This window comes from Fulvivirga ligni, from assembly GCF_021389935.1.
Lineage (GTDB): Bacteria > Bacteroidota > Bacteroidia > Cytophagales > Cyclobacteriaceae > Fulvivirga > Fulvivirga ligni.
In genome coordinates this window covers 6,355,224-6,380,408 of sequence record NZ_CP089979.1, presented here as the reverse complement: position 1 = coordinate 6,380,408, position 25,185 = coordinate 6,355,224, and the positions used below count along the sequence as shown (strand labels likewise).

The window sequence follows — 25,185 nt, the reverse complement described above, 5'->3', positions numbered from 1 at the left end:
AATGATGTCAAAGAGTAAAACTGAAAGTCAGCCACAATTATGGTTGGAAAATCAAATTTGCTTTCCTCTATATGCTACCTCAAGAATGGTGACAAAGCTATATGCTCCGCTACTCAAGGAGCTTGATCTTACTTATCCGCAGTATCTGGTTTTATTGGTATTATGGAGAGAAGATATGAAAACTGTGAATCAGATCAGCGATTTGCTGCTTTTGGAATCTAATACGCTCACGCCTTTACTAAAAAGGATGGAGCAGAAAGGAATAGTTAAAAGGAATAGATCTAATGCCGATGAAAGACAAGTTATAATCTCTCTTACTGCTAAAGGAGTAAAACTTCAGGATAAAGCTGCTTGTATACCTGAAGCCATATTTTCTCAGCTGCAGTCAGATGATGTGAATGCTGAAGAAGCTTTGATCTTTAAAAAAGTGCTTGATAAGTTATTGCAGAAGTTTCAGCAATTAGCTGATGAGGCCTAGTCTCTTAAACACAAACCACTCTCCACCAGTAAGCATAGTCCAGATAGTAACTTCGAACATATTATTCATAGCTAGTTCGTAAAAGATGATGCCTAAGCCTAGTAGTAAATGAAACCAGATAATTTCGGACTTGATCATAATTAAATAGTTTAAAAAGTCGTTACAGTCTTATAAATGCAAATTTGCGAAAAGAGGTTCAAACAAAATAAAATAAAATTTGTTTTCCGATCAATTAATTTTTTTTGAAATACTATTTGATCTACGAATTCTCTTGTACCAATAGATTCCAAAAATTAATCTTTTGTAACTGATTCACTTAAAATATCTAGCTGGCTTTTACGTCTTCAAAGTAAGAGATAAGCGTAGTGAAGATTAAAGTTATTATCACCGGGAGTACTGGTATGGTGGGAGGGGGAGTGCTCCACTATTGTCTGCAAGATCCTAATGTAGAGGAGATTTTAGTCATTAATAGAAGTTCTTGTGGTGTGGAGTCTTCCAAATTAAAAGAAATAATTCATAAAGATTTTAATGATTTAAGGCCTATTGAAAATTCATTAGTAGGTTATGATGCATGCTTTTTCTGTTTAGGAATATCTTCTGTGGGTTTATCGAAAGAAGATTATTTCAGAATTACTTATACACTTACCATGCATATGGCGGAATTAGTGAGCAGGCTAAATTCCGATATGACCTTTTGCTATTATTCGGGAGCTGGCACTGATAGTACTGAGAAAACAAGTAAGATGCACTGGGCAAAAGTAAAAGGGAAAACTGAGAATGACCTGTTGGAACTGCCCTTTAAAAGGGTATTTGCATTAAGGCCTGGTTTTATCTTGCCGATTAAAGGTCAGCCAAATGTTCACACTTATTATAAGTACATTTCATGGATGTTTCCTATGGGTAGGTTAATCTATGCCAAGGGCTTTTGTAAACTAGACGAGCTAGCCAGAGCTATGATCAGGCTGGTGAAAGTTGGGTATGAAAAAAAGGTATTAGAGGGAGATGATATTATTATGCTAGGCAAGTAGTCCGCAGCTCAGTGGAGCCGCGGACTATGATAATCTTATATTTTTTCTATTCGCTCACTAAGCACTTGGCAGAATGCTTAACAGGGAAGTTACATGAGTTGGCAATGAAACAGAGTTTATTGGCCTGTTCGTGAAGTTTATTGGCTGTGTTAATCATAGATGAATCTGAAATTGTTACCACAGGCTTTAGCGTAACCTCACTGAAGTGTCCGCCACCGTCAGCAGTCTCTTGCATAACGCCTTCAGCCTCATCTTCGTAGCTTTCTACAATAATTCCAGCTTCTGAACACAAGTGCAGATACCATAGCATATGGCATGAAGATAGAGATGAAACCAGCATTTCTTCAGGATTATATCTTGATTTATCCCCTCTGAAAGAAGGATCAGAAGAGCCGGGAATGTCTGGTTTACCACTTACGGAGATGATATGACTGCGCTCGTATGATCTGTAATTGGCAGTGCCTTCTCCGGTATTTCCTGTCCATTTTAGCTGAGTTTGATATAGGTGTGTTTTGGCCATGGGTGTTGTTTGATTTTTTGTAAAACTAAAAAAACAGATAGTCTTTTATTTCATTTTAAAATGAAATGATTTAGATTTATGTAATCAGTTACGTAATTATGTATGTATGGAGTTTTTTAATAATACCGGAAAGATGGCTATAGGGAGTAGGTTAAGATTACTCACCGAAAAAATAACCACAGATGCTACAAGTTTATATCAGCTCTATGGCACTGATATTCAGCCTAAATGGTTTCCTGTGTTCTATGTACTATCACAAGGAGAGCCGCAAGCCATCACAACTATTTCGAAGGAAATTGGCCACTCACATCCATCTGTGAGTAAGATTGTGAGAGAAATGTCTAAGGCAGGCTTAGTGAAGGAGATGAAGGATAAGACTGACGGCAGAAGGAATGTAATTTCTCTATCCTCAAAAGGAGAGGAAATAGCAGAAAAAATGAAAGATCAATATGAAGATGTGACTAACGCTGTGGAAGATATTATGTCGCAAACACGTAATGATTTATGGCAGGCTATTGAGGAGTGGGAGTATTTATTGGAGCAAAAACCTTTATTACGGCGTGTAATTGAGCAGAAGAAAATACGCGAAAGCAAAGAGGTTTCTGTGGTAGAATATTCACCTCAATATAAAAAGGCCTTTAAAGATCTGAATGAAGAATGGATCTCTAAGTTTTTTAAAATGGAGCTGCCTGATGTGAAGGCGCTCGAAGACCCTGAAGGTTATATTTTAAATAAGGGCGGCAGTATACTGGTTGCGCTCTATCAAGATGAACCCGTTGGAGTTTGCGCCTTGGTAAAAATGGAGGATGAGGTGTATGATTACGAGTTGGCTAAAATGGCAGTTTCTCCAAAAGTTCAGGGAAAAGGTATAGGAAATATTTTGGGCGAGGCCATTAAAACTAAAGCCAGAAGCCTGGGAGCCACTAATCTGTATTTGGAGAGTAACACTATACTAAAACCTGCTATTTCACTTTATGAAAAACTGGGTTTTAAGAAAGTGGTAGGACATACTACACCTTATGAAAGATGTAATATTCAAATGGAATTGATTTTATAAAAGCATTCAAACAGAGTTGCAATGTCTAATAAATCATCACAACTCTGTTTGATGTTTATTTTTTATCTAAATAAATTCTTGACACCGCCAGTAGAGCTAAGGCTACTAAAGGCATAACCTTACCAGAAATTGGATCTCCTACGGCTGAGTGAGCGATAAATGCTGATATAAAGGTGATTCCAAATCCAGCATAAACCCATTCTTTAATCATTTTAGGCGCAGGAATTAATAGTACTATCACACCTATAATTTTAGCTACAGCTAGTTCTATTCTGAAATAATCTGGAAAGCCGACATGCTTGAAGTTGGCTTCCATTTCAGGGTTAGTGAAATAGGCATAAGCACTAAATAACATCATGAGAGATATGAGTCCTGTAGAGACCCAAAAAATGATTTTGTTCTTCATTATATTGAATTTTCAGTAATAATATTTAAAGCAAACCTATTTAAAAGCGCTATACTTTTGTAAGTACTATACCAAAGTATAGCGCTATACTCTCTTATAGTTTAGGCTCAATTGGCCATATTTGCACTTATGGAAAAGAAGCATGAAAGAAACCACACCGAATGTAGAGGCATGATTTTGCCGGTGAGAGATGCTCTGGATGTCATTAACGGAAAGTGGAAATTACCGATAATTATAGCACTAACCTTTGGCGTAAAGCGCTTTTCAGAGCTGTCTAGAGAAATTCCTGGTATTACGGATAGAATGCTTTCCAAGGAGCTAAGAGATTTGGAACTTAACCAGCTGGTAAAGCGCACGGTGCATGATACTTTTCCAGTTACAGTAGAATATTCACTTACGGAATACGGCCAATCTCTTGAAAATGTGATTGATTCGCTCAGACAATGGGGCGTAAATCATCGTAAACGTATCATGGGCGACAAAACGTAACTGTAATGAGCCCGTTTTTACAATGAAATCTTTTTAAAAATAATCAACATACATATGAAACTAGGATGGATAGGCTTAGGCAAAATGGGAGTGCCTATGTCAGAAAAGTTAATTAATGCAGGTCATGACCTGATTGTATATAACCGCACTGCGGACAAAATGAAACCACTTACTGATCAGGGAGCCAGCACAGCATCATCTCCAGCTGATTTGCTGGACCAGAGTGATGTAGTGTTCCTTATGATATCTGATGATGCGGCAGTGGAGGATGTGTTCACAGGAGAAGATGGCTTGCTGAAGAGCTCTGCTGAAGGGAAAGTGGTCATAAACATGAGCACCATAACTCCTGATATGAGCAAGGCGATGGCGGAGAAATGCGAGGCAAAAGGCATTGACTATGTGGATGCTCCGGTATCGGGTAGTGTGAAGCAGGCGCAAGAAGCTACTTTAGTAATCATTGCAGGCGGTAAACAGGATGTGGTAGAGAAGGTGAAGCCTCAACTGGAATTGATTGGAAAGGCTGTGGTGTATATTGGTGAAATTGGAACTGGTAATGCAGCTAAGTTGGCGGTAAACACCTTTCTGGGTATAGTAACGCAAGGATTAGCTGAAACCATAGAGTTCAGTAAATCTATGGGAGTAAAGACAGAGGATTTTCTAAGTATCTTGAATAACAGTGCATTAGGTAGTCCTTATATTAAGATAAAGAGTGATGCAGTGTTGCAGGATAACTACAACGCGGCTTTTACCTTGGAGCATCTTTCTAAGGATTTACGTTACGCCAAGGCTAGCGGATTACAAGGCAAGACCGGGCTGGATACTCATGATTCTTTTCAGGATGCCAGAGCCGCATATGGTGATGAAGATGTGATGGCAATCATAAAGCATTTGCAAAAATAAAATAACGATTTAGGCTGTCTTAAGAGGTGCCAGCTGTGAAAGCTGCGGATATTAAGACAGCCTATTCCTATTCTAAAATACTACTCCTTCTATAGGTTCTGGTTTTACTGGCAGATCATCTCTATCCAGCATTTCTTTCAGGTTTTCTTCAATAGTCACGCTGATGGCTGTGAGCGGAGTATCATCCATTCTATTTTCAAAAGGGTCTTCGTGGCGCTCACCTACTAGGTCAAGTGCCAGGAATACAAAGTTGATGAGCAATGAAAGAGGTATGTTAATCCAGCCCAGTTCTTCCACAAAGGCGAATGGAACTAATGTGCCGTGGATGAGCACAAACATTCTGGAAAAGAAACTGAAAGGCCTTGGGAATGGTGTGTTCTTAATTCTTTCGCTCATACCCTGATGGTTGTTAAATTCGGTAAGCGTTTCATCAAGCCTTACAAAGCGGTAATCAGAAAGCCACCCATTTTTATAAGCTACTTGCAGGTCGTTGCTTTGCAGCTGTAGTAAGTAGTTAGGTGGATTTTTCTTATCCATCACCAGTTCGTATTCTTCAGGAGAAAGAAAGTCTTTTAGGTCTTCATATCGGTTGAAATCTTCAATAACCTCTGTCACACTAGTTTCATTATAAGCATGTTTTTTTCTTAGAAAAACTCTTAATCCATGAACAAAAGCAATATGCCTTTCAATAACCTTAAACTGCCACTTTCTCAGTGCTTGGGCATCCTCGTAATCTGCCGGAATAGCTAATGAAATCACCTGTCGCCCCCAAGCTCTACTGTAGTTTACTAATAGGCCCCATATTTTTCTTGCCTCCCACCAGCGATCATAGGCATTGTTACTTTTAAAGCCTAGGTAAATGGCTAGCGCTGTACTTAAGGTGGCCACTGCATTAAAGGGAAGAGTCAGCTTCTCAATATCAAACTCTACATGAAGTGTATAAACCGATACAGAAAGAATGAAGAAATATAACATACTTCTCCAGGTGTAGTGGAAAATATGGTTCCATTTTAGATTTCTGTCTACAATCATATGGGCAGGCTTTTGGTGTCTTCATAAAACCATGAATAGGTAAGAATGTTTGAAAGGATCAGTTACAATTATATAATAGCCGCTAAAGTGGTCGCGGAGATGGTTACCCATAAGATTGTCCCCATTAATAAAGGTCTCATGCCTACCTGTTGAAGTACTTTTTTAGATAAGCTGCTGCCTATAAGAAAGAGAGTGAGCGTAAAGCCAGTTTTAGAAATAGAAATAATGTGATTGTGATATTGCTGTACCCAGGGACTGTAGCTGTTGATAATAACAGCAACGATAAAAAGCAGAATGAAATAAGGAAGTTTTATCTTCTTCTTATCGCTTTTAAAAACAATGGCAGAGATGATGGTCACAGGAATAATCCATAAGGCGCGGGCCAGTTTTACGGTAGTCGCTATTTCTAATGCTTCTGCGCCATATTTGGCTGCTGCTCCTACTACTGAGCTGGTGTCATGAATAGCTATGGCGCTCCACATGCCGAATTGCTGTTGGCTGAGGCTCAGTGTGTTGCCTATGAAAGGAAAGATAAATAAGGCTGCTGCGTTCAATATAAAAACGTTGCTCAGAGCCACCGAGATTTGATTTTCTTTAGCTTTAATGGCTGGAGAAACTGCTGCAATAGCACTTCCACCGCATATGGCGGTGCCAATGACAATCAGATAACCAGTAGTTTTTTCTATTTTCAGCACTTTCATCAAGATAAAGCCGAGTAGTAAAGTGCCTGCTATAGAGAAAATGGAGAAGCTAAAACCGCTTGCTCCGGCCTGTAGCGCTTCTGAAAAGTTAAGGCTGAATCCCAAGCCTACTACGCTAGCTTGAAGTAAGATATGTGTGGCTTTGTGATTGAGTTTTAAGAAGGGATTTCCTATGAATTGCACCGTTATTATGCCTATAAGAAGTGCCAAAGGCGGAGATATGATGGGAAATAAACATAGCAATGCAGCCAACAGGAATATTACTTCTCGTAATGAGATGCTCTTTTCTAATAGATGATTGAGTTGTGCTGTAATTCTGTGTTTTTGGGCTGTATTCCAGTTCATATCCTTGAAATTATGATACAAACTTGAGGATAATCAGGCCCGCGTAGAAATTACAATTAGTGATGAGCTATTACCTGAAGTTATAGCGAGAGGCGAATTTGATAAATAATTCAACCAGCTGGTCATTTTGGCCCTGCGGTTGAATAAAATTGAAGTTTCTTTCAATACTAAAGTTCTGCATATCGACAATGGCCAATTCATTGTTTTTCAGTTCTTTGAGTACTGAATGTATTGATAGGAAAGAGGCACATTGAGAATTGAGTAAGTACATTTTTATGCTTTCAGTGCTGCTAAGTTGCATTTCTTCTTTCAGCAGAGCTGGGTTAATGCCGTTTTCTTTCAATGCATGATTGATCACATCAAGAGTGCCCGAACCATGCTCTCGCATCAACAATGGTATGTCATAAAGTTCCTGAGCATTGATGGCTGATCGTTTAGCTAGTTCTGATTTGCTATTAGCTACCAGCACTATTTCATCGTTGAGAAAGGTGGAGTATTTAATGCCCGCTGACTTTGAGTGGCCCTCTATAATTCCCAAATCGATGTTTCTTTGGAGTAGGTGCTGTTCAATTTTCTCAGTATTACCTGTTTCCAATGTTATATGCACCTCCTTAAACTTTTCATGGAAGGCGGCCATTACTGGAGGTAAAACATATTGTGCTACTGTGGTGCTGGCGCCAATTCTCAGTTTGCCGCCATGCTTGCTGGCCAATGCGTTCAAATCTATTTCCAGATGCCGGTATACCTCGAATACCTGCTCTGCATATTGTAGTAGCATTTCTCCGGCAGGAGTAAGCTTGATTTTAGTGCCATTTCTATCAAATAGCTTTACCTGATAGTGTTGTTCTATCTCTTTTACATGCTTGGTTACGGCAGGCTGAGTAATGGATAACTCCTGAGCAGCTTTGGTGAAATTTAGCCGTTTGGCTACCGTTTTAAAAACCTGTAATCTGAAATCGAACATATTGTTTACAAATGACTGGCTGTAAAATAAGTCAATTTCTATCAGTTAAAGCTTAAGATGAAACTATTGTTTGGCATACATAGGGCTAATCCACTTCTCTGCGGGTTGGTATTTGCTAGCGCTGGCCCATTGAATGCCGCGTTGGATAATTTTTAAGGCATCTGGCACTGTAGTTACATGGTCAAGATTATGCCCTAGTGAGGTATAAAAGATCCGGCCTTTGCCATACATCTTTTTCCAGCATACCGGCATGGTGCAGCCATCTATCCAGGGCGAATGATCACCATTGAATGTGGTGGTAGCCATTACCTTAACATTCGGGTCTACATGCATATAATATTGCTCGCTGTGCATAGCAAAGTCCTTAAGTCCGTTAGTTACAGGGTCGTCATGGTCGATGATGTTTACCTTATACTCTATTACACCGCCAGGATGTGCCACCCACTGCCCACCAGTCATAAACTGATACTCTGTGTTTGGCCTGAAAGCATCGCACATACCTCCGTGCCAGCCAGCCATTCCGGCGCCATTTTTAACCGCTTTAAGTAGGCCTGCTTCCTGCTCCTTTGTAATGCTAGACATAGTAAATACCTGAACGATAAGATCTATTTGATTCATAATAGATTCATCTTCGTATGGGCTTAAGTTATCGTAAACCATTACTTCAGCACCTTCTTTCTGCATCCAGGGTTTGAGAAAATTAAGGAATTTTTCTGGTTCATGGCCGTCCCATCCTCCATAGGTGAAAAGTATTTTTCGTCCTTTTAAAGACGGAAGAGCATCGACAGTACTTTGAGGAAGTCCTTTGGCAAAAGCATTTTTAGTAATTAATCCAGAAGAGAGGGCAAGTAGAGACTTTCCCAGAAATGAGCGTCTTGAATTCATAGGTTTAAGTAATAGTAGGTTTGACCATAATTTAGGTCTTATTTACCATTCATACAATAGTATAGTGTTTTACTTGTCTGCTGGAGCTTGCGGGTTTAACATTACATTTAATAAAAAAGAGTTTTTGCTTTAAGTGACTGGTTGTGAGGGTTTTGTTTTTATTGTGTCAAAAGAATGCACATTTATCATAACCATGAGCCTGTCAGCGTGTTATCAAAGTTAATCCCCTAACCTGGAGTTATGCAACTGAATATTGATGCCCTTGATTTTGACAAATGTGAAGATGAACAAATACATATACCAGAGTCGATTCAAGGTTATGGTTATCTTTTTGCACTTAATTTTGAAACAGGAAAAATTGAGCTAATCAGCCAAAATATAGATAGTCTTCTTAAAAACTCAGGAGATATTTTTGGATCTAATTTTTATGATCTGGTTGATGGTGAGGAATATATAGATTTCTTAAAAGAGACTTACCAGAAAGCACGCAAGCAAGGTGTGCGATTGCCCATTCAGTTTAATCTAAAAAAAGAAAAACTTCAGGACGAGGTGGCTATAGACTATTTTGCGGTAGTCTATCAGAGCGATCAGTATATGGTGGTGGAACTTGAGCCGGCCGGTGAGTTTAGAGATGTTTATAGTGCCACTCAGTTTATGAAACTTTATGCCACCAGCGTTGCGCCTAAGTTTAAGGCCTATAAAACCCTGGCTCAGATGGCTGAGGAGATTGTATCCACCATTAAGTATATCAGTGGTTATGATAGGGTAGTTCTTTATAGATTCAATGCTGATAATACAGGTCGCGTACTGGCGGAAGCTAAGGAAGATGAAATGGAGTCTTATCTTGATTTACTCTATCCTGCATCAGATATTCCTAAACAAGCCCGTGCGCTGTATAAGAAAAACTGGGTGCGTTTAACTCCCGATGTTAATTTAAAAGCATCTCCGATTATACCTTCTACCAAAGACAAGGATCGCGAGCCTTTGGATATGACCAAGTCGATCCTTAGGAGCCTGTCGCCCATTCATTTGCAATATGTGAGAAATCAAGGTTTGAAGGCTTCAATGTCTATGTCATTAGTCACACATGATCATTTGTGGGGTATTATTTCATGTCATAATCGTGAGGCGAAATATATCCCTCAAAACGTGAGGCTGGAATGTGAGAATTTAAGCCAGCTTTTCAGCTGGCACTTGTATGCGAAGGAGGAGGAACTGTTGATCAGACGCAAGGAAGTAACTGAAAAAGCTATCAACGGTATGTTAGATAAGACCTCTGTCAGTACTCCTATAGTGGATGTGTTTAAGCAGAATGAAAAGGAAATACTGGAGATTACTGATACTGATGGCTTTTTGTTTTATACGGAAGCTGAAAAAATCCGACTAGGGGCCACTCCTGAAGTGGAAGCTCTGGTGGAGATGTATGATAATTGCTGTGAAAATGGAAAGGAAACCCTTGTAAAACAGGATGTTAGAGAATGTGTGAGTGATGTGTCTAAGCTCAACGGAATTCGTGGTGTACTGCTCATTCCATTGGTTGAAAATAAAAGGTATTTCACTGCCTGGTTCAGAAAGGAACATGTAGTAGAAGAGAAATGGGCTGGCACACCGGAAGAGAAATCAGCCTTTGCTCCCAAAAAGGAGCGCTTATCACCCAGGTCATCTTTTCAGGTACACAAAAGACTTATTAAAGATAAGGGCAAGGAGTGGGATAACACTGATATAGAATCTGCCAACCGTTTCAATAAGGTGTTCATGGCTCATGTGCTGGAAATTCAGGAGCAAATGCGGAAGAATATCAATCAGCTGGAGCTGCAGAGCAAATATAAAAATGAGTTTTTGGCTACCTTGGCCCATGAATTGAGAAATCCACTTACACCACTTACTGTAGGTGTAAGTTTGCTGGAAGAGGGTGATAATGATCCTATGCAAACCAAGATCATTGGCACCATGAAAAGGCAATTGGCTCATATGAATACGCTCATTAATGATTTAATGGATGTTTCCAGAATAACCCAGGGCAAGGTAAAACTAGAGAAGGAAAATATTAAAATTAATGATATCCTTAGAAATGCCGTTGAAACTTGTCAAAGGCTAATTGAAGAGAAAAACCACGATATTGATTTACATCTGGAGGAGCATGATGCCGAGCTCTATGGAGATTCTACTCGTCTGACCCAGGTGTTTGTTAATATCATCAATAACGCCGCCAAGTACACGGAAGATGGTGGTTTAATTAGAATAATTGTAGAGAAGAGGGATACAGAAGTATCAGTGAAAATAATTGATAACGGTGTAGGTATACCGGCAGAAAAGCTTCAATCTATTTTTACTATGTTTACCCAAATTGATGCTCATTCTACTCAAACTAAAGGTGGCTTAGGTATTGGTCTTACTTTAGTGGAAAAACTTGTAGCTCTGCATAGTGGTCATATTCATGCACGGAGTGCTGGTCTAGGTCAGGGAACCGAATTCGAAGTGTTGTTACCCATCATTTCACATGGTACCAGCTTAAATAGCGTTACCACCATATCTGAAAATGGTACTGATAATGAGGAGATCAAAATCATGATAGTGGATGATAATGTAGATGTGGTAGACATGTACGAGATGATGCTTCTCAGTGAAGGTTTCAAAATTTGCACAGCCTACAATGGAGCTGATGCTATTGATAAGTTTAAAGAGTTTAAGCCTGATTTTGCTTTATTTGATATTGGAATGCCAGATATGGACGGCTTTGAGCTTTGTGAAACGCTTCGAAATACGCCTGAAGCAGCCAACACTATTTTCATTGCACAATCCGGCTGGGGTAATAAGGATAAAATTCAGCAAGCCAGAGAGGCTGGTTTTCATGAACATCTAATTAAACCTGTAGACAAGGCTATTTTGAAACAGACGCTTAGCAAATACCGAAGCGCTTCCGAAGAAAAACCAGCTTAATCATTAATTTTTAGTAATAAACTCTGAAGGAGTCATTCCAAATTGCTTTTGGAAATTTCTTCCGAAGCTGGTTTGCGAGTTGTAGCCTACCATTTCTGCCACTTCATATATCTTATAATCACCATTACTGAGTAGTTCTGCAGCTTTTTTAAGGCGGGCAAGGTTAATCAGTTCATTAGGTGTAAGGTTAGACACTGCCTTAATTTTTCTGTATAATGTAGGTCTGCTCATGTTGAGCGTATCAGCTATGTAGTCCACATTTAGTTCAGAATCTGAGATATTCGCATATATAGCATTATTAAGCTTCTCTAAAAATTGTTCATCCGCCTTAGAGTGAGCCATACTTTTAATATGTGCTAAAGGCGTGCTGGAGAAATACTGCTTTACCTTGTCTTTATTAGCCAGCAAGTTCGCTACTTGTACCTTTAAGTGTTCCACTGAAAAAGGCTTCTCAATATAAGCATCAGCACCTGTTTCCAAGCCTTCTATTCGTGATTGCAAGCTATTCTTGGCGGTAAGTAAGATAATAGGAATGTGGCTGTACTCCACATTGGTTTTAATTTGCTGGCATAACTGTAAACCGTCCATTACTGGCATCATGATATCGCTGATAACCAGGCTTACGTTATGATTACTCAACACTTCCAAAGCCTGTTTCCCGTTCGTCGCACCCAAAATTTGGTACATCCCTTCCAGCTGTTGAGTTACAAAAGCTTTCATATCTGTATGATCCTCTACAATTAGAATCATTGGCTTATCAGTAGATGTTTCAGGCTCCACTTCTTCTACAATCTCCTCAATATCAACTTCTTTCGGTGCTTCTTGTACATCTTCGAATAGCTTAAACTCCTTTTCCTGATGCACAGGGAGTGAGAGAATGAAGCTGTTTAATGACTTTTGCTCCATATCCATGAACAAGTTTCCTTTATGAAGTTCTGCTAAAGATCTTGCTAGAGATAATCCAATTCCTGTACCTTTTTGATCCTCTTCAAGTCTCATAAATGGCTCGAAAATTTTCTCTCTTAAGTCAAGGGGTATAATATGTCCATCGTTAGATACGGTAATGAAGAACTTCGGATCTTTTTCTGTGAATGGACTTAGCTGAATAGAAATGTTCTGGTCTGCATACTTCACTGCATTGTTCAGCAAATTGCTCACTATTTTGGTCAGCGCTTCCGGATCTACATATGCAAATGCATCATTATGAGGTAAATTAATGCTGGCCTGAAGGTTTCTTTCTTCTATGGCAGATTTAAACCTGGAAACTACCTCTTCCACCACCTTTTTTACATTTGCTCTGATAAATGTGAGGCTAAACTGCTTTATTTCTGTTCTTCTGAAATCTAACAGTTCATTGGTCAGCTCGAGCAGCCTGTTGGTGTTCTTTTTCATGATCACCAGGCTATCTTTGGTCTCTGGGTTTTCAAGGGCTGAGTTCAGCACTTTCTCCAAAGGACCGGTTATGAGAGTAAGTGGCGTTCTTATTTCATGGGCCACATTGGTGAAAAACTTAATTTTTGCCTCATAAATCTCTTTCTCCTTCTCATTTTCCAGGTGGTTGATCTTTTGCTGGTTTTTATCATCGTTTACCTGGTGATAGTATTTAAAGGCGAAGTAAAGAATGACAATGATAATAGCTACATATAAGATATAAGCCCAGGTGCTAGCCCAGATAGGGGGGAGAATTTTAATATGTAAAATGGTGGCTTTCTTGTTCCAAATGCCGCTGCTATTAGAGGCTTTCACCTTGAAAGTATAATTTCCAGGGGCCAATTCAGTGAAATAGACCTTTCGGTTGGTTTTTAAATAAGTCCACTCGTCACTGAGCCCCTGCATCTGATATTCATACTCTGATGTGGTAGGTGCAGTATAACTTAAGGCGGCGAAATCTATACTAAAGGAGGACTGATTATGATCTAAAGTAATTTTAGAAGTGTGAGTGATGGACTTGCTTAATGGGGATTCATTCTGATTTACTTCAACTTCCTTGTTATTAATCTGAAAGCCAGTAATATGGATTGGCGGAATATATTGATTGACTTTAAAAGAAGTAGGGTTAAAGCGAATCATACCTTTAACGCTCCCGAAATACATATCGCCTTCCGGGCTTTTGTAAGAGGAGTTATAGTTAAACTGATCACTAAGCAGTCCGTTGGCAGTGGTGTAAATTCTGGTTTTTCCTTCTTTAGGGTTGAATTTCACCAGGCCTTTAGAAGTACTTACCCATAAGTCTTGATTGCCAGCCTCTTCTATAGAATAAATAACATTACTAGGAAGTCCATTAGCCGTGGTGAAGCGCTTGAAAGTACTATCTTGTCGGTTAAGCCTTGAAAGGCCATCACTGGTGGCAAACCAAAGCTGCTGGTGACTGTCTTCAAAAATGCTATTGATGAAATTACTGCTTAAGCTGGTGGTATCAGCCGACTTGCTGACAAAATACCCTTTTTTCTGCGCCTTCGGATCTACATAGTAAACGCCCTGATTATAGGTTCCAGCCCAAATAATCCCCTCGTGGTCTTCCATGATAAATACTGTGTACTCATAGGTGTCAGGGTAGGCGGGGATAACCAGAAAGTTATCTTCACTTTCGTTGTATTTAAATAGACCATTAGAAGTGCCTATAACTATCTCATTATTGGCGTTTTTTATGATGCTGTAAATGAAATTACTTTGTAATGTTCCAGGCTGGCTGCCAGCAGAATAATGGCGAATAACCTTTCCAGTTCTTATATCTAATACATCCAGCCCATGATGAAATGTTCCTACCCATAGTTCATCACCAGTGGCCAATAGTCCGTGAATATTGTAATGAGCAAGGCCTCCAGGCTGGCCAGTAGGCATGAAATTCGTGAATTCTCCCGTATCAGGATTTAGCTTATTGAGACCGGCATCTTCTGTGCCTATCCATATATTGCCGTATTTGTCTTCGCAAATTTCACGCACAGCATTACCACTAATGGAGTTCTCGCCAATCTTTGGGAAGTATTTTTCAAAGGAGGTATATTGTTTTTGGTAATAATTAAGGCCGCCGAAGTATGTTCCTGCCCACACGCCACCTTCCCTATCAGTTGTAACGGTATAAATGGCATTATCAGACAAGCTATACGGGTTGTTATAGCTTTTAGTAAGATTGGTAAAGCTACCAGTGGATATATTATAAATGTAGATACCAGACTCACTGGCGATCCAAAGTTCATTTTCTGTGCTTTGTACGAAATCCCTGACAAATAGTGCTGAGCGTTCTTCGTCGTACATTTTCAGATCTTCATATGAACCTGAATCAGCATGATAAACCTTTATACCTTGGCTTTGCGTACCTGCATAAATAGTATTATCCGTGGTGCTGTACAGGCGCTCTATCCAATGTGTTGGTGTAGGTGGTGAGTGATCAAACAGGTTTTTAGCAGTGAAATGATTATACTTTGGATCATATTTCTGAATAAATCCTTCCCTGGTAGATACCCAAATGCTTCCGTTAGGGGTAGAACATACAGAAGTAGCAAAGAAATGCTCTTCTGTTTCATATTCAATGAGTTGAGCATTATAGGTTTGATATTTATAAAGCGTGTAGCCTGCGATAAACCACAAGTTGCCTTCATGGTCTGAGGTGATGTCTCTTATGGTATGATTTAGAGTAATGGGCAGGATTTCAAAAGTCTCCAGCTGCGGATTATATTTATAAAGTCCTCCATCTGTGCCTACCCACAAAGTGCCATTGAGTTCATAGAGATTTTGAATGAAATTACTCCCTATAGTGGTGGAGTCTTGAGGATCATTTCTAAATATTTTAAAGCTATAGCCGTCAAACCTGTTCAGCCCGTCTTTAGTGCCAAACCACATGAAGCCTTCATGGTCCTGCACCGAGCAAGTAATGGTATTATGAGATAAACCATTCTCCACCTGGTAGTGACGGAAGTAATATGACTGTGCTGATACTGATGTAGCCAGCAGCAAGCAAAATAGTACCGATAAGAGTGCTCTTTTATCCAAAATAAAGTAGTGTCGTATCCTATTAATCAATTCTAACCCCAATTAGTGCCCCATGACAGAACTTCTCTCAAATTTTCTCAATGTTATGCAATTTGTTTCAAAAAATGCCTTCAAATCGGTTAAAAACGATGGTTGATACAAATTGTAGAAATTCTGATAAAGAATAGAGGGTACTTAATCAACCGTTATGGCTTACTTCGAAATCCGCAATCGATAGAAATGCGGTGTGATAGGGAAATAGTTGAATCAATAGAGTTCGTCAGAAGGGTGACGGGCTCTTCTTTCCGATTCACTTTTTTTTCACACGGCTTGCAATCGATTTCGGATTGTACTTAACAAAAACCGAATGAACATGAAACAAAAGCTACTGAAAAGATTCAGATGGTGGTTATTTATTATACCACTTATCTGTCAGGTATCCTATGCATCAGCACAAGATATCAGTATCACTGGTAAGGTTACCAGCACTACGGAAGGTGAGAGCCTTCCCGGAGTAAACATCCTTGTAAAAGGAACCTCTACAGGTACCATTACTGATATGGATGGTAACTATACTATTAAGGTGTCTGATCCTGCCGCAGTATTACAATTTAGCTACGTAGGTTATATCACCGAGGAAGTTAATGCCGCTGGAAAAACTACTATAGATGTACAGTTAACAGAAGACGTACAATCACTAAATGAAGTGGTGGTTATCGGATACCAAACTGTGAAAAAGAAAGATTTAACAGGTGCTATCCAAAGGGTAGACGCCAGTGAAATTTCTAAAACAACTTCAAACTCTTTGGCAGAATCTATTCAAGGTTTATCTGCAGGTGTTACAGTAAGAAATAGTGGAGGCCCTGGTGACGGTGCTGCTATCGACATTCGTGGTGTAGCCAGTTTTACCAATGCGGACCCGCTTTATGTGATTGATGGAATGATATCAGATGCTAACTCTACTATTAATACTAACGATATAGAGTCAGTGCAAATATTGAAAGATGCTTCTGCATCAGCCATTTATGGTTCACGTGCGGCTAATGGTGTTATCATCATCACTACTAAGCAAGGTGAAAAAGGAAAGCCTAAAGTTAGTGCTTCAGCTAAATATGGTGTTCAGCAGATTTACAAAACCTATGATGTAATGGATGCTGATGCATTTGTGGCTACACAAAGACAGCAGTATGAAAACTCTGGTGTAACACCACCTTCTAGTGTAACTAAAGATCCATCTTTCAGAACTAACTGGGAAGATGAGGCTATGAGAACAGGAAACATGCAAGATTATAATGTTTCTATCTCAGGCGGATCTGAAAATAGCAAATACTTAGTATCAGGGAGTTACTTCAAAAACGAAGGGGTACTTATTGGAAACAGCTTTGATAGAGCAAGTTTAAGAATAAACACTTCTGCTGATATTGGCAGAGTAACTTTTGGTGAGAATATCGTTCTTACACATTCCAGAGACAAGCAGCCAGATGCAGGAAATCCATTCTATGATGTACCACAAATGCTACCTATCATTCCGGTACAAAGCTCTGCTTATGTTACGGCTAACAATCCTATGGGCTACGGAATTGGATCTATAGACACAGTGACCTATGCATGGAACCCTGTTGCGGTTAATGATTTGAACCCAAGAGAGTCCACATATTCTAAAATAGTGGGTAACGCTTACGCTAATGTTAGAATTTTAGATTGGTTAAACTATAAGTTCAACGTAGGTGTCGAAGCTAGTTTTGATGTAATCAATGTGCTGAGAAAAGATGGTATCTGGTCATATAACGCAGCCGTTTACCCTTCTAAAATCACTGAAGACAGAGCTACTTATAGCAGCCTATTGTTAGAGCATACTTTGAATTTTAATAAGACTTTCGGTGCTCATAGCATCAATGGAGTATTGGGTATCAGTGAGCAAGAATTTAAAAGATCTTACAATTCAGCTTCTCGTACTAATGTGCAGGTTAATGGACTTGGAGAATACTTTGAGACTATTGATGGTGCCACAGGAGATGCTGCCGCTGCAGGTGGTGTAACCTCAAACTACAAGATCAGAGGTTTCTTAGGTAGAATAAACTACTCTTATGATGACCGATTCTTCTTAACGCTTACAGGTAGACAAGATAGTGATTCAAGATTTGGGTCGAATTACAGAACTGGTTATTTCACTTCTATAGCTGGTGCCTGGAGAATAAGCTCTGAAGACTTCTTTAACGTAGATTGGATTTCTGATTTAAAGTTGAAAGCAAGTTATGGAGAGTTAGGTATAAACCCGATTGGTTCTTGGGAATACACAGCCTACATTAACTCTAATCCGAGAGCTATTTTTGGACCTGATGAGGCTGCTAATGTAGGTGCTACTCAAACAAGATTAGCAAATGACGATCTAAGATGGGAAGAAAGAAAAGTGCAAAACGTCGGCTTAGAAGCAGGATTCTTAGATGATAAGGTTCTACTTTCAGTTGAAGCTTACAACTCACTTTCTGATGATGCTTTATTAGCATTACCACTTCCAGGATACTTAGGATCTAACGGAGCTCCATTTGTAAATGCCGGATCTATAAGAAACAAAGGTCTTGAAGTAACGGCTACTTATAGAAGTTACAAGTCTGAAGTAAAATGGGATGCCTCATTGAACTTCACTACCATTAAGAATACTGTAGAAGATGTAGGTGAAAGAGGAGAAGGAAACGATTATATCCAGGCTGGAAATACCAGATCAAAAGAAGGAAGAGCACTAGGTGAATGGTACTTGATTAAAACTGACGGAATTTTCAGAAGCCAGGCAGAAGTTGATGCTTATGTTAATGGAGATGGAAATTTAATTCAGCCAAATGCAAAGCCTGGTGATATCAGATATGTAGATTCAGATGGTGACGGTAACATAGACGCTGATGACCGTGTGTTCTCAGGTTCTCCATGGCCATCACTTCAGGCGGGTGCTCAGTTCAACGTGAGCTACAAGCAGTTCAGCTTAAATATGCAGTTTGTAGGTGTATTCGGTACTGAGATTTACAATGATGTGAGAAGAGCCTTAGATAGCTATCAAAATACTAACTACAGAAGCGATCTTGACCCATATACAGCAGAAAATACTAATGCAAGTGATCCACGTTTAGGCCTTGCTTCAGTAGATCAAGGAATAGTTGAAAACAACTGGGGAAATACTGATAGATGGTTAGAAGATGGAACCTACGTAAGATTGAGAAACATTCAGCTTTCTTATAAACTGCCAGAGTCATTCCTTTCAAAAGCAGGTATTCAAAATGCCCAGATATATGTGAGTGGTCAGAATTTATTCACCATCACTAATTACTCTGGATATGATCCTGACGTTACAGGCGGTGGACTTCTACAAAGAGGTTTAGATTCTGGAAACTGGCCTTCAAGTAGAGTGTATTCTGCAGGTCTTCAGTTCAATTTTTAATAAATTCAAATCATTATAGATTATGAAAAAGATATTATTAATGTTTATCGCTGCATGTTATGTATTAATTAGCTGCGATTCAGACTTAACTATACCAGATCCAAACAGACTGAGTAGGGAGTCTTACTGGAAAACAGAGCAGGATGCTATAAATGGTGTTAACGCTGTTTACAGTACCCTACATAGAGGTGCTATTTCAAGATGGATGCCTTTCTATTACATTGTTCGTTCAGACGAAGGTTGGAGCACCAGCCCGGCTACTGATATTGTGAATAACATGGACCAGTTTGTGGTTACAGATTATAATTATGGAAACGCTTACGGTATTTGGGGCGACTTATATACCGGTATTTTCCGTGCTAATCAGGTGATTTACTATGTTCCAGACATGGAAATTAGCGAGGAGATTAAGAATAGAACTGAAGGTGAAGCCTATTTTATGAGAGCTTTCTTCTACTATAACTTAGTTTCTTTATGGGGTAATGTGCCAGTGTTAATAGACCCTTCAACTCCTGAAGATAAGCCATTTACAACACCAATGGCAGAGGTTTGGAGACTTATAGAGTTAGATCTAGGTATGGCTATTGATAAATTACCAGCTCAGTATAGCTCTGAAAACCTGGGTAGAGCCACTAAAGGTGCCGCTCAAACTTTATTAGCTAAAGCACTTATGCAGCAGCATAAATATGATGAGGCTTTAACTCCTCTTAGATGGATGGTAGAAGGTGAAGGAGCTGGTATTTATGACCTTGTAGATAATTATAGAGATAACTTCCTTATCACTACAGAAAACAATAGAGAATCTGTATTTGAGTGGCAGTTTGCTATCAACCCAACAGAATTTACTGATGATGATGCAGCTACACCAAACCATAACTATGGTACTTCATTAGCTCAATTCTTCGGACCAAGCGGTATTGGTTGGTCAGATGGTGAGGCTAGAAGATGGCCAATCTGGGAAATGATGGAGGAAACTACCACTACAGGTGATAGAGACCCAAGAATAGCAGCCTCATTCTTATATGATTCTACTGATGTAGGTGGCCCTGAGCAGACTATGATCTATGGTCAAACATTTGCATCTCGCTATGGTACTAATAACAACCGTGTGTGGTTCAGAAAATTCCAAAATGATCACTGGAAAAATGAAGAAGGCTACCGATCTCCAAATAACTGGAGATTCTTAAGATATGCTGATGTACTTCTAATGTACGCAGAGTGTCTTAATGAAGAAGGTCAAACTACTCAAGCTTACCAGTATGTAGACAGAGTGAGACAAAGAGCAGGATTGGCAGCGCTTTCTACAGCAAAGCCAGGGCTTAGCCAGGCGGCTTTCTTAGAGCAGTTAAAGCATGAGCGAGTAACTGAGCTTAGCGGTGAAGGTCACAGATGGAATGACCTGGCTCGTTGGGGAGATCTTGGTCCTGACTTGGCTAGCAGAGATGCTGGGTTTGCTAATTTCGAAGTGGGTAAAGATGAAATATTGCCTATTCCAACAGCGGAGATAGATTTGAATCCAAATCTTACTCAGCATGATGCTTGGAAATAAACATAATTAAAGCAGAGAAGCTGGAGGTATTTTACCTGCCAGCTTCTTTGGTTTTAACCTTCTCACCAAAAAGTATAAAAATGTATATCAAATCTATTTTAAAGGCCCTTCCATTATGCGTATGTCTGGCGCTGTCCAGCTGTGGCGATGAGGATGGTGGATCTGGCTCTCAGACTCCACAAACGCCAACCACTCCGGAAGAACCAGAAGATAATAGCACTTTCACCAACCCCATTATTAGTAACGGTCCTGATCCTTGGGTAATTCAGGATGGAGACAACTACTACTACACCCATACCATGGGAAACAGGTTAGGTATTTATAAAACCACTGCCGTTTCGGAACTTAAAAATGTAAATAGCCAAACTGTATGGACTCCTGAGCCAAACCAGCCTTACTCTAAAAACCTTTGGGCTCCTGAACTTCACAAAGTAGATGGTAAATGGTACTTCTACTTTGCTGCAGATGATGGAGATGATGCTAACCACAGAATGTTTGTGGTAGAAAACAGCAACGAAGATCCTACCAGCGGCACCTGGGAATTTAAAGGTAAAATTGCCACAGAAACTGATAAGTGGGCTATCGATGGTACTGTTTTCGAATATGATGGCAGCAACTATTTCATCTGGTCAGGTTGGAGAGGAGATAACGATCCGGGTATTCAGCAGCTTTATATCGCTAAAATGTCTAACCCATGGACTTTAGAAGGTGACCGCGTAATGATCAGTGAACCTACTTATGATTGGGAAAAAAATGGCCTTGTAAATGAAGGACCCGAAATATTAAAGAATGCCGAAGGTGATGTATTCCTGATTTATTCAGGAAGTGGCTGCTGGACAGATGATTACAAGCTTGGTATGATTACCCTAAAAGAAGGTGGTGATCCGCTTAATCCAGAAGATTGGACCAAGCAGTCTGAGCCTGTATTCACTAAGAAGCCCGAGCATAACGCCTATGGCCCTGGCCACAACAGCTTCTTTAAGTCGCCTGATGGTACAGAAGATTGGATTATCTATCATGCTAACCCACAGCCTGGTCAAGGATGTGGCGGGAACCGCAGTACAAGAATTCAGAAATTTACCTGGAATGAAGACGGTACTCCAAACTTCGGAGAACCTGTAAGCATTAACACTGCTATTGAAAAACCAGCAGGAGAAGAATAAATCATCCAAGAGGCCTGAAAGGCCTCTTTTTCACAATACTAATCAATGATATCAATGAAATATTTAAGCCTCATATGCTTATGCTTTCTATCCTTATCAGTCATGGCCCAGTCTGCTGATGATTTTGCGGAAAGCATGAACTATACATTAAAAATAAAGCAGCCGGGCAACGATGCTCAGGCTATTCAGCTAAAGGCCTATGGAGGCCAGCTACAAGGCGCCAACTTGCCACTTACACTACAATATAAAAGTGAGCCAGTAAATGGTAATCAGCAGCTTACCATTACTGTAAAAGCTAAAGAAGATACTTACTTTAACTTAAATGGTAAGTATTTGGCTCAAGGATTGAACTATGATAACTCATACCTTTATTTACCAGGATTCTGGTACAGAAAAAATTTAAGATCACCTGATAATGCTCCTTCTGCCAGGTTGAGCCACAATTGGTTGGTGAGAGAAGATAGAGTAAGCTCTCCCTGGGTTGGCGTTTATGATAATGATAAAAAGCAAAGCTACTCTTTAGCCAGAGTGGATGAGATCAAAGAACATTCATTAGCTCCTTTGGCTCATGGTGAAGTAGTACTTAGTGGCCCTTCAGATTTGGGAGCCATTGGTTTTGGTGAGGAAAATGGCACGCCTTATTTAGAGTTCGCGTATCCTTATGCAGAGGCACCACATAGTTATTTCAGAAAGTTAACTATGGGTGAACCTGTTACTTCTTTCCTATTCCTGAAAAAAGGGGAGGAAGTGAAGCTTACTTATCAGCTGAGCACATTCAATGCTGAAAATTATGCAGATTATGTAGCAAAAGCATGGACAGCCTGCTTCGATTTATTCAAGCCTGAGCCCGTAGCCGATAATAAGCTGACTGATGATGAAATCAAGACTACCTTAACTGAGTTCTTCAAACAGTCTTATGTAACTAGTGATGAGCTGAAAGGCTTCAGTGGTATTCACTTGCAAACACACCTTTGTGAAAAGCTTCCGTTCCTGGAAGTAGGCTTCATAGGAAGAGTATTATTAAATGCTTTCAATGCTTTAGAATATGCTGAGGCAAAAGGAGATAATGAACTGAAAGAAATTGCTCAAGCTACTTTAGATAGCTATGAAAAATACGGTTTTGCTGATAATGGCTTCTTTAAAGAAACAGCAGATATTAATAAGCACACTGCGGCTGATGTATATTCTATCAGAAGACAGTCTGAAGGAATTTATGCTATCCTATTTTATCTGGATTACGAGAGAAAAAATGGCAGAAAACACCCTGAATATGAGCAGCATATAAAGAAGCTATTAGCTAAAACACTTGAGCTGCAAAAAGAGGATGGAAGTTTCCCTAGAAAATTTAAGGGTGACTTATCATTAGTTGATGAAACAGGTGGTAGCTCACCATCTAGCGTACTTCCATTAGTTATGGCCTACAGATACTTTAAAGATAAGACCTATCTCAATGCTGCCCGTAAAGTAGTGGGATATCTAGAAACCGCCATTATTTCGAAATCAGATTACTTCTCATCTACTTTAGATGCAGATTGTGAAGACAAAGAGGCGTCACTTTATGCAGCCACTGCTTTGTATTACATGGCTATGGTTACTAAAGGTAAAGAGCAGAAGCACTACACTGAACTAGCCAAGCAAGTGGCTTATTTCACCCTTTCATGGTATTACACCTGGGATGTGCCATTTGCTCAAGGTCAGATGCTGGGAGACCTGGGCCTTAAAAGCAGAGGCTGGGGTAACGTATCGGTAGAAAATAATCACATTGATGTGTTCATTTTTGAATTTGACGAAGTGCTTAACTGGCTGGCTGATGAAACTGGCGAAAAGAGATTTGATGATTTCGCTGCAGTAATAAAATCATCTATGCGAGAGCAACTGTTGCCTTATGAAGGTCATATGTCAGGCATTGCTAAGGTGGGCTATTACCCAGAGGTGGTTCAGCATACCGAATGGGATTATGGTCACTTTGGAAAAGGCTTCTATAACCTACACTTCGCTCCAGGCTGGACGGTAGCTTCCCTATGGGAATTACTAACAGTAGGACGAACTGAAGAATATTTAAAAAAATAATGGTGAGTTTTTTAACTCACCTTACTCTTATGTAATAATCAAGCTAAACTAATTTAGTATACGACATATGAAATTTTTTAAATACTCTTTACTCGCAGCTGTAGTGATGTTCCAAAGCTGCAATGCTCCTAAGGAAGGCGAAAGCGAAGATAAAGACACTACGGAAGTTGCTTCTGTGGAAAAAGTATCATCGGCACCAAGAGAAATATGGTCTAAAGAACAGGCTAACGAATGGTATAAATCTCAGCCATGGCTGGTAGGTAGCAATTTCAATCCAAGTACTGCCATTAATGAATTAGAAATGTGGCAGGCATCTAGTTTCGACAAAGAAACCATTGATCGAGAACTAGGTTGGGCTCAGGAGTTGGGTATGAATACGGCCCGTGTGTATCTCCATGATCTATTGTGGAAGGCAGATTCTGCTGGCTTCATAGATAGATTAGATGCCTTTTTGGTAATGGCGGATAATCATGGAATAAAGCCTTTATTCGTTCTTTTTGACTCTTGCTGGGATCCATCATCAGAATTAGGTGATCAGAGAGATCCTAAGCCACATGTACATAATTCAGGTTGGTTGCAAAGCCCTGGAAAGGAGGCTTTAACAGACAGCACTCAATATCCCAGACTGGAAAGATATGTAAAGGGTGTGGTAGGACATTTTGCTAACGATGAGAGAATCCTTGGTTGGGACGTTTGGAATGAGCCTGATAACACTAATGATAGAGCTTACGGTAAAGTAGAGCTAGAGAATAAGGTAGATTATGTATTGCCTTTATTAAAGAAATCATTTGTGTGGGCCAGATCAGTAAATCCTGCTCAGCCACTTACTTCAGGGGTGTGGTTAGGAGATTGGTCTTCTGAAGATAAAATGTCAGAGCTTCAAAAAACACAGATTTCACAGTCTGATGTAATCTCTTTCCATAATTATGACGATGCCGCTGAGTTTGAAAAAAGAATCAACTGGTTGCAGAGATATGGTAAGCCTTTAATGTGTACAGAATACATGGCCAGACCTAGAGGTAGCACTTTCGAAGCTTTCCTTCCCATTGCCAGAAAATACAATATAGCTATGTATAACTGGGGTTTTGTAGATGGAAAAACTCAGACCAAGTACCCATGGGACAGCTGGGATAAGCAATACACTGCTGAGCCAGATGTATGGTTCCACGAAGTATTACATACTGACGGAAAACCATACAAAGAAGAAGAGGTAGCGCTTATTAAAAAGATGACTGCCGAAGCTAATAATTGAAACTAAT

At 39.7% G+C, this 25,185-nt stretch carries 19 protein-coding genes; 11 read left to right on the top strand and 8 right to left on the bottom strand.

Annotated features, from left to right (window positions below):
• Position 1 precedes the first annotated feature (1 nt).
• Positions 2-478, top strand: a complete 477-nt coding sequence (locus LVD16_RS27030; RefSeq protein WP_233771416.1) for a MarR family winged helix-turn-helix transcriptional regulator — start codon at positions 2-4, stop codon at positions 476-478.
• On the opposite strand, the gene LVD16_RS27025 is transcribed toward LVD16_RS27030, so the two are convergent.
• Positions 461-616, bottom strand: coding sequence for a hypothetical protein (locus tag LVD16_RS27025; RefSeq protein ID WP_233771415.1), 156 nt, complete (start codon positions 614-616; stop codon positions 461-463). The two genes, LVD16_RS27030 and LVD16_RS27025, sit on opposite strands and share 18 nt — an antisense overlap.
• A 227-nt stretch (positions 617-843) precedes the next feature.
• On the opposite strand from LVD16_RS27025, the gene LVD16_RS27020 reads away from it, so the two are divergent.
• On the top strand, positions 844-1,506 hold the full coding sequence (locus tag LVD16_RS27020; protein ID WP_233771414.1) for an NAD-dependent epimerase/dehydratase family protein: 663 nt from the start codon (positions 844-846) through the stop codon (positions 1,504-1,506).
• Between the two features lie 46 nt (positions 1,507-1,552).
• Here LVD16_RS27020 and LVD16_RS27015 read toward each other — a convergent pair whose 3' ends face one another.
• A complete protein-coding gene (locus LVD16_RS27015; RefSeq protein ID WP_233771413.1) occupies positions 1,553-2,026 on the bottom strand; it encodes an OsmC family protein in 474 nt (157 codons plus the stop codon).
• A 106-nt stretch (positions 2,027-2,132) separates the two neighbouring features.
• Between LVD16_RS27015 and LVD16_RS27010 the strand changes: the two genes are divergently transcribed.
• A complete protein-coding gene (locus tag LVD16_RS27010; protein ID WP_233771412.1) occupies positions 2,133-3,083 on the top strand; it encodes a bifunctional helix-turn-helix transcriptional regulator/GNAT family N-acetyltransferase in 951 nt (316 codons plus the stop codon).
• Between the two features lie 55 nt (positions 3,084-3,138).
• Here the strand turns inward: LVD16_RS27010 and LVD16_RS27005 are convergent, their stop codons facing one another.
• Positions 3,139-3,489, bottom strand: a complete 351-nt coding sequence (locus LVD16_RS27005; protein WP_233771411.1) for a DoxX family protein — start codon at positions 3,487-3,489, stop codon at positions 3,139-3,141.
• Positions 3,490-3,618: 129 nt separating this feature from the next.
• Between LVD16_RS27005 and LVD16_RS27000 the strand changes: the two genes are divergently transcribed.
• Positions 3,619-3,978: a winged helix-turn-helix transcriptional regulator gene (locus LVD16_RS27000; RefSeq protein ID WP_233771410.1), complete on the top strand. Its 360-nt coding sequence runs from the start codon at positions 3,619-3,621 to the stop codon at positions 3,976-3,978.
• Positions 3,979-4,032: 54 nt separating this feature from the next.
• Positions 4,033-4,878: an NAD(P)-dependent oxidoreductase gene (locus LVD16_RS26995; protein WP_233771409.1), complete on the top strand. Its 846-nt coding sequence runs from the start codon at positions 4,033-4,035 to the stop codon at positions 4,876-4,878.
• Between the two features lie 72 nt (positions 4,879-4,950).
• On the opposite strand, the gene LVD16_RS26990 is transcribed toward LVD16_RS26995, so the two are convergent.
• The 4 genes from LVD16_RS26990 to LVD16_RS26975 form a co-directional block, all read right to left on the bottom strand.
• Entirely contained in the window at positions 4,951-5,910 is a 960-nt protein-coding gene (locus LVD16_RS26990; RefSeq protein ID WP_233771408.1) for a bestrophin family protein, read from the bottom strand.
• Positions 5,911-5,978: 68 nt separating this feature from the next.
• The gene (locus tag LVD16_RS26985; RefSeq protein WP_233771407.1) at positions 5,979-6,956 is read right to left on the bottom strand and encodes a YeiH family protein; all 978 of its coding nucleotides are present in this window, start codon (positions 6,954-6,956) and stop codon (positions 5,979-5,981) included.
• A 70-nt stretch (positions 6,957-7,026) separates the two neighbouring features.
• Complete coding sequence (locus tag LVD16_RS26980; protein ID WP_233771406.1) at positions 7,027-7,920, bottom strand: LysR family transcriptional regulator; 894 nt, start codon at positions 7,918-7,920, stop codon at positions 7,027-7,029.
• A gap of 63 nt (positions 7,921-7,983) precedes the next feature.
• Entirely contained in the window at positions 7,984-8,805 is an 822-nt protein-coding gene (locus LVD16_RS26975) for a ThuA domain-containing protein (protein WP_233771405.1), read from the bottom strand.
• 240 nt (positions 8,806-9,045) lie between these two features.
• Between LVD16_RS26975 and LVD16_RS26970 the strand changes: the two genes are divergently transcribed.
• The gene (locus LVD16_RS26970; protein WP_233771404.1) at positions 9,046-11,745 is read left to right on the top strand and encodes an ATP-binding protein; all 2,700 of its coding nucleotides are present in this window, start codon (positions 9,046-9,048) and stop codon (positions 11,743-11,745) included.
• Positions 11,746-11,748: 3 nt separating this feature from the next.
• On the opposite strand, the gene LVD16_RS26965 is transcribed toward LVD16_RS26970, so the two are convergent.
• Positions 11,749-15,735, bottom strand: coding sequence for a hybrid sensor histidine kinase/response regulator transcription factor (locus LVD16_RS26965; protein WP_233771403.1), 3,987 nt, complete (start codon positions 15,733-15,735; stop codon positions 11,749-11,751).
• A gap of 352 nt (positions 15,736-16,087) precedes the next feature.
• On the opposite strand from LVD16_RS26965, the gene LVD16_RS26960 reads away from it, so the two are divergent.
• From LVD16_RS26960 to LVD16_RS26940, 5 genes are all read left to right on the top strand, one after another.
• Entirely contained in the window at positions 16,088-19,144 is a 3,057-nt protein-coding gene (locus LVD16_RS26960; protein ID WP_233771402.1) for a SusC/RagA family TonB-linked outer membrane protein, read from the top strand.
• Between the two features lie 22 nt (positions 19,145-19,166).
• Complete coding sequence (locus LVD16_RS26955; protein ID WP_233771401.1) at positions 19,167-20,693, top strand: RagB/SusD family nutrient uptake outer membrane protein; 1,527 nt, start codon at positions 19,167-19,169, stop codon at positions 20,691-20,693.
• Positions 20,684-21,856 carry a glycoside hydrolase family 43 protein gene (locus LVD16_RS26950; protein WP_233771400.1) on the top strand — a complete coding sequence of 391 codons (1,173 nt, stop codon included), beginning with the start codon at positions 20,684-20,686 and terminating at the stop codon, positions 21,854-21,856. The genes LVD16_RS26955 and LVD16_RS26950 overlap by 10 nt, the downstream gene beginning before the upstream one ends.
• 54 nt (positions 21,857-21,910) lie before the next feature.
• Complete coding sequence (locus tag LVD16_RS26945; RefSeq protein WP_233771399.1) at positions 21,911-23,926, top strand: hypothetical protein; 2,016 nt, start codon at positions 21,911-21,913, stop codon at positions 23,924-23,926.
• Positions 23,927-23,993: 67 nt separating this feature from the next.
• Positions 23,994-25,178, top strand: coding sequence for a glycoside hydrolase 5 family protein (locus LVD16_RS26940; protein ID WP_233771398.1), 1,185 nt, complete (start codon positions 23,994-23,996; stop codon positions 25,176-25,178).
• Positions 25,179-25,185: the final 7 nt, after the last annotated feature.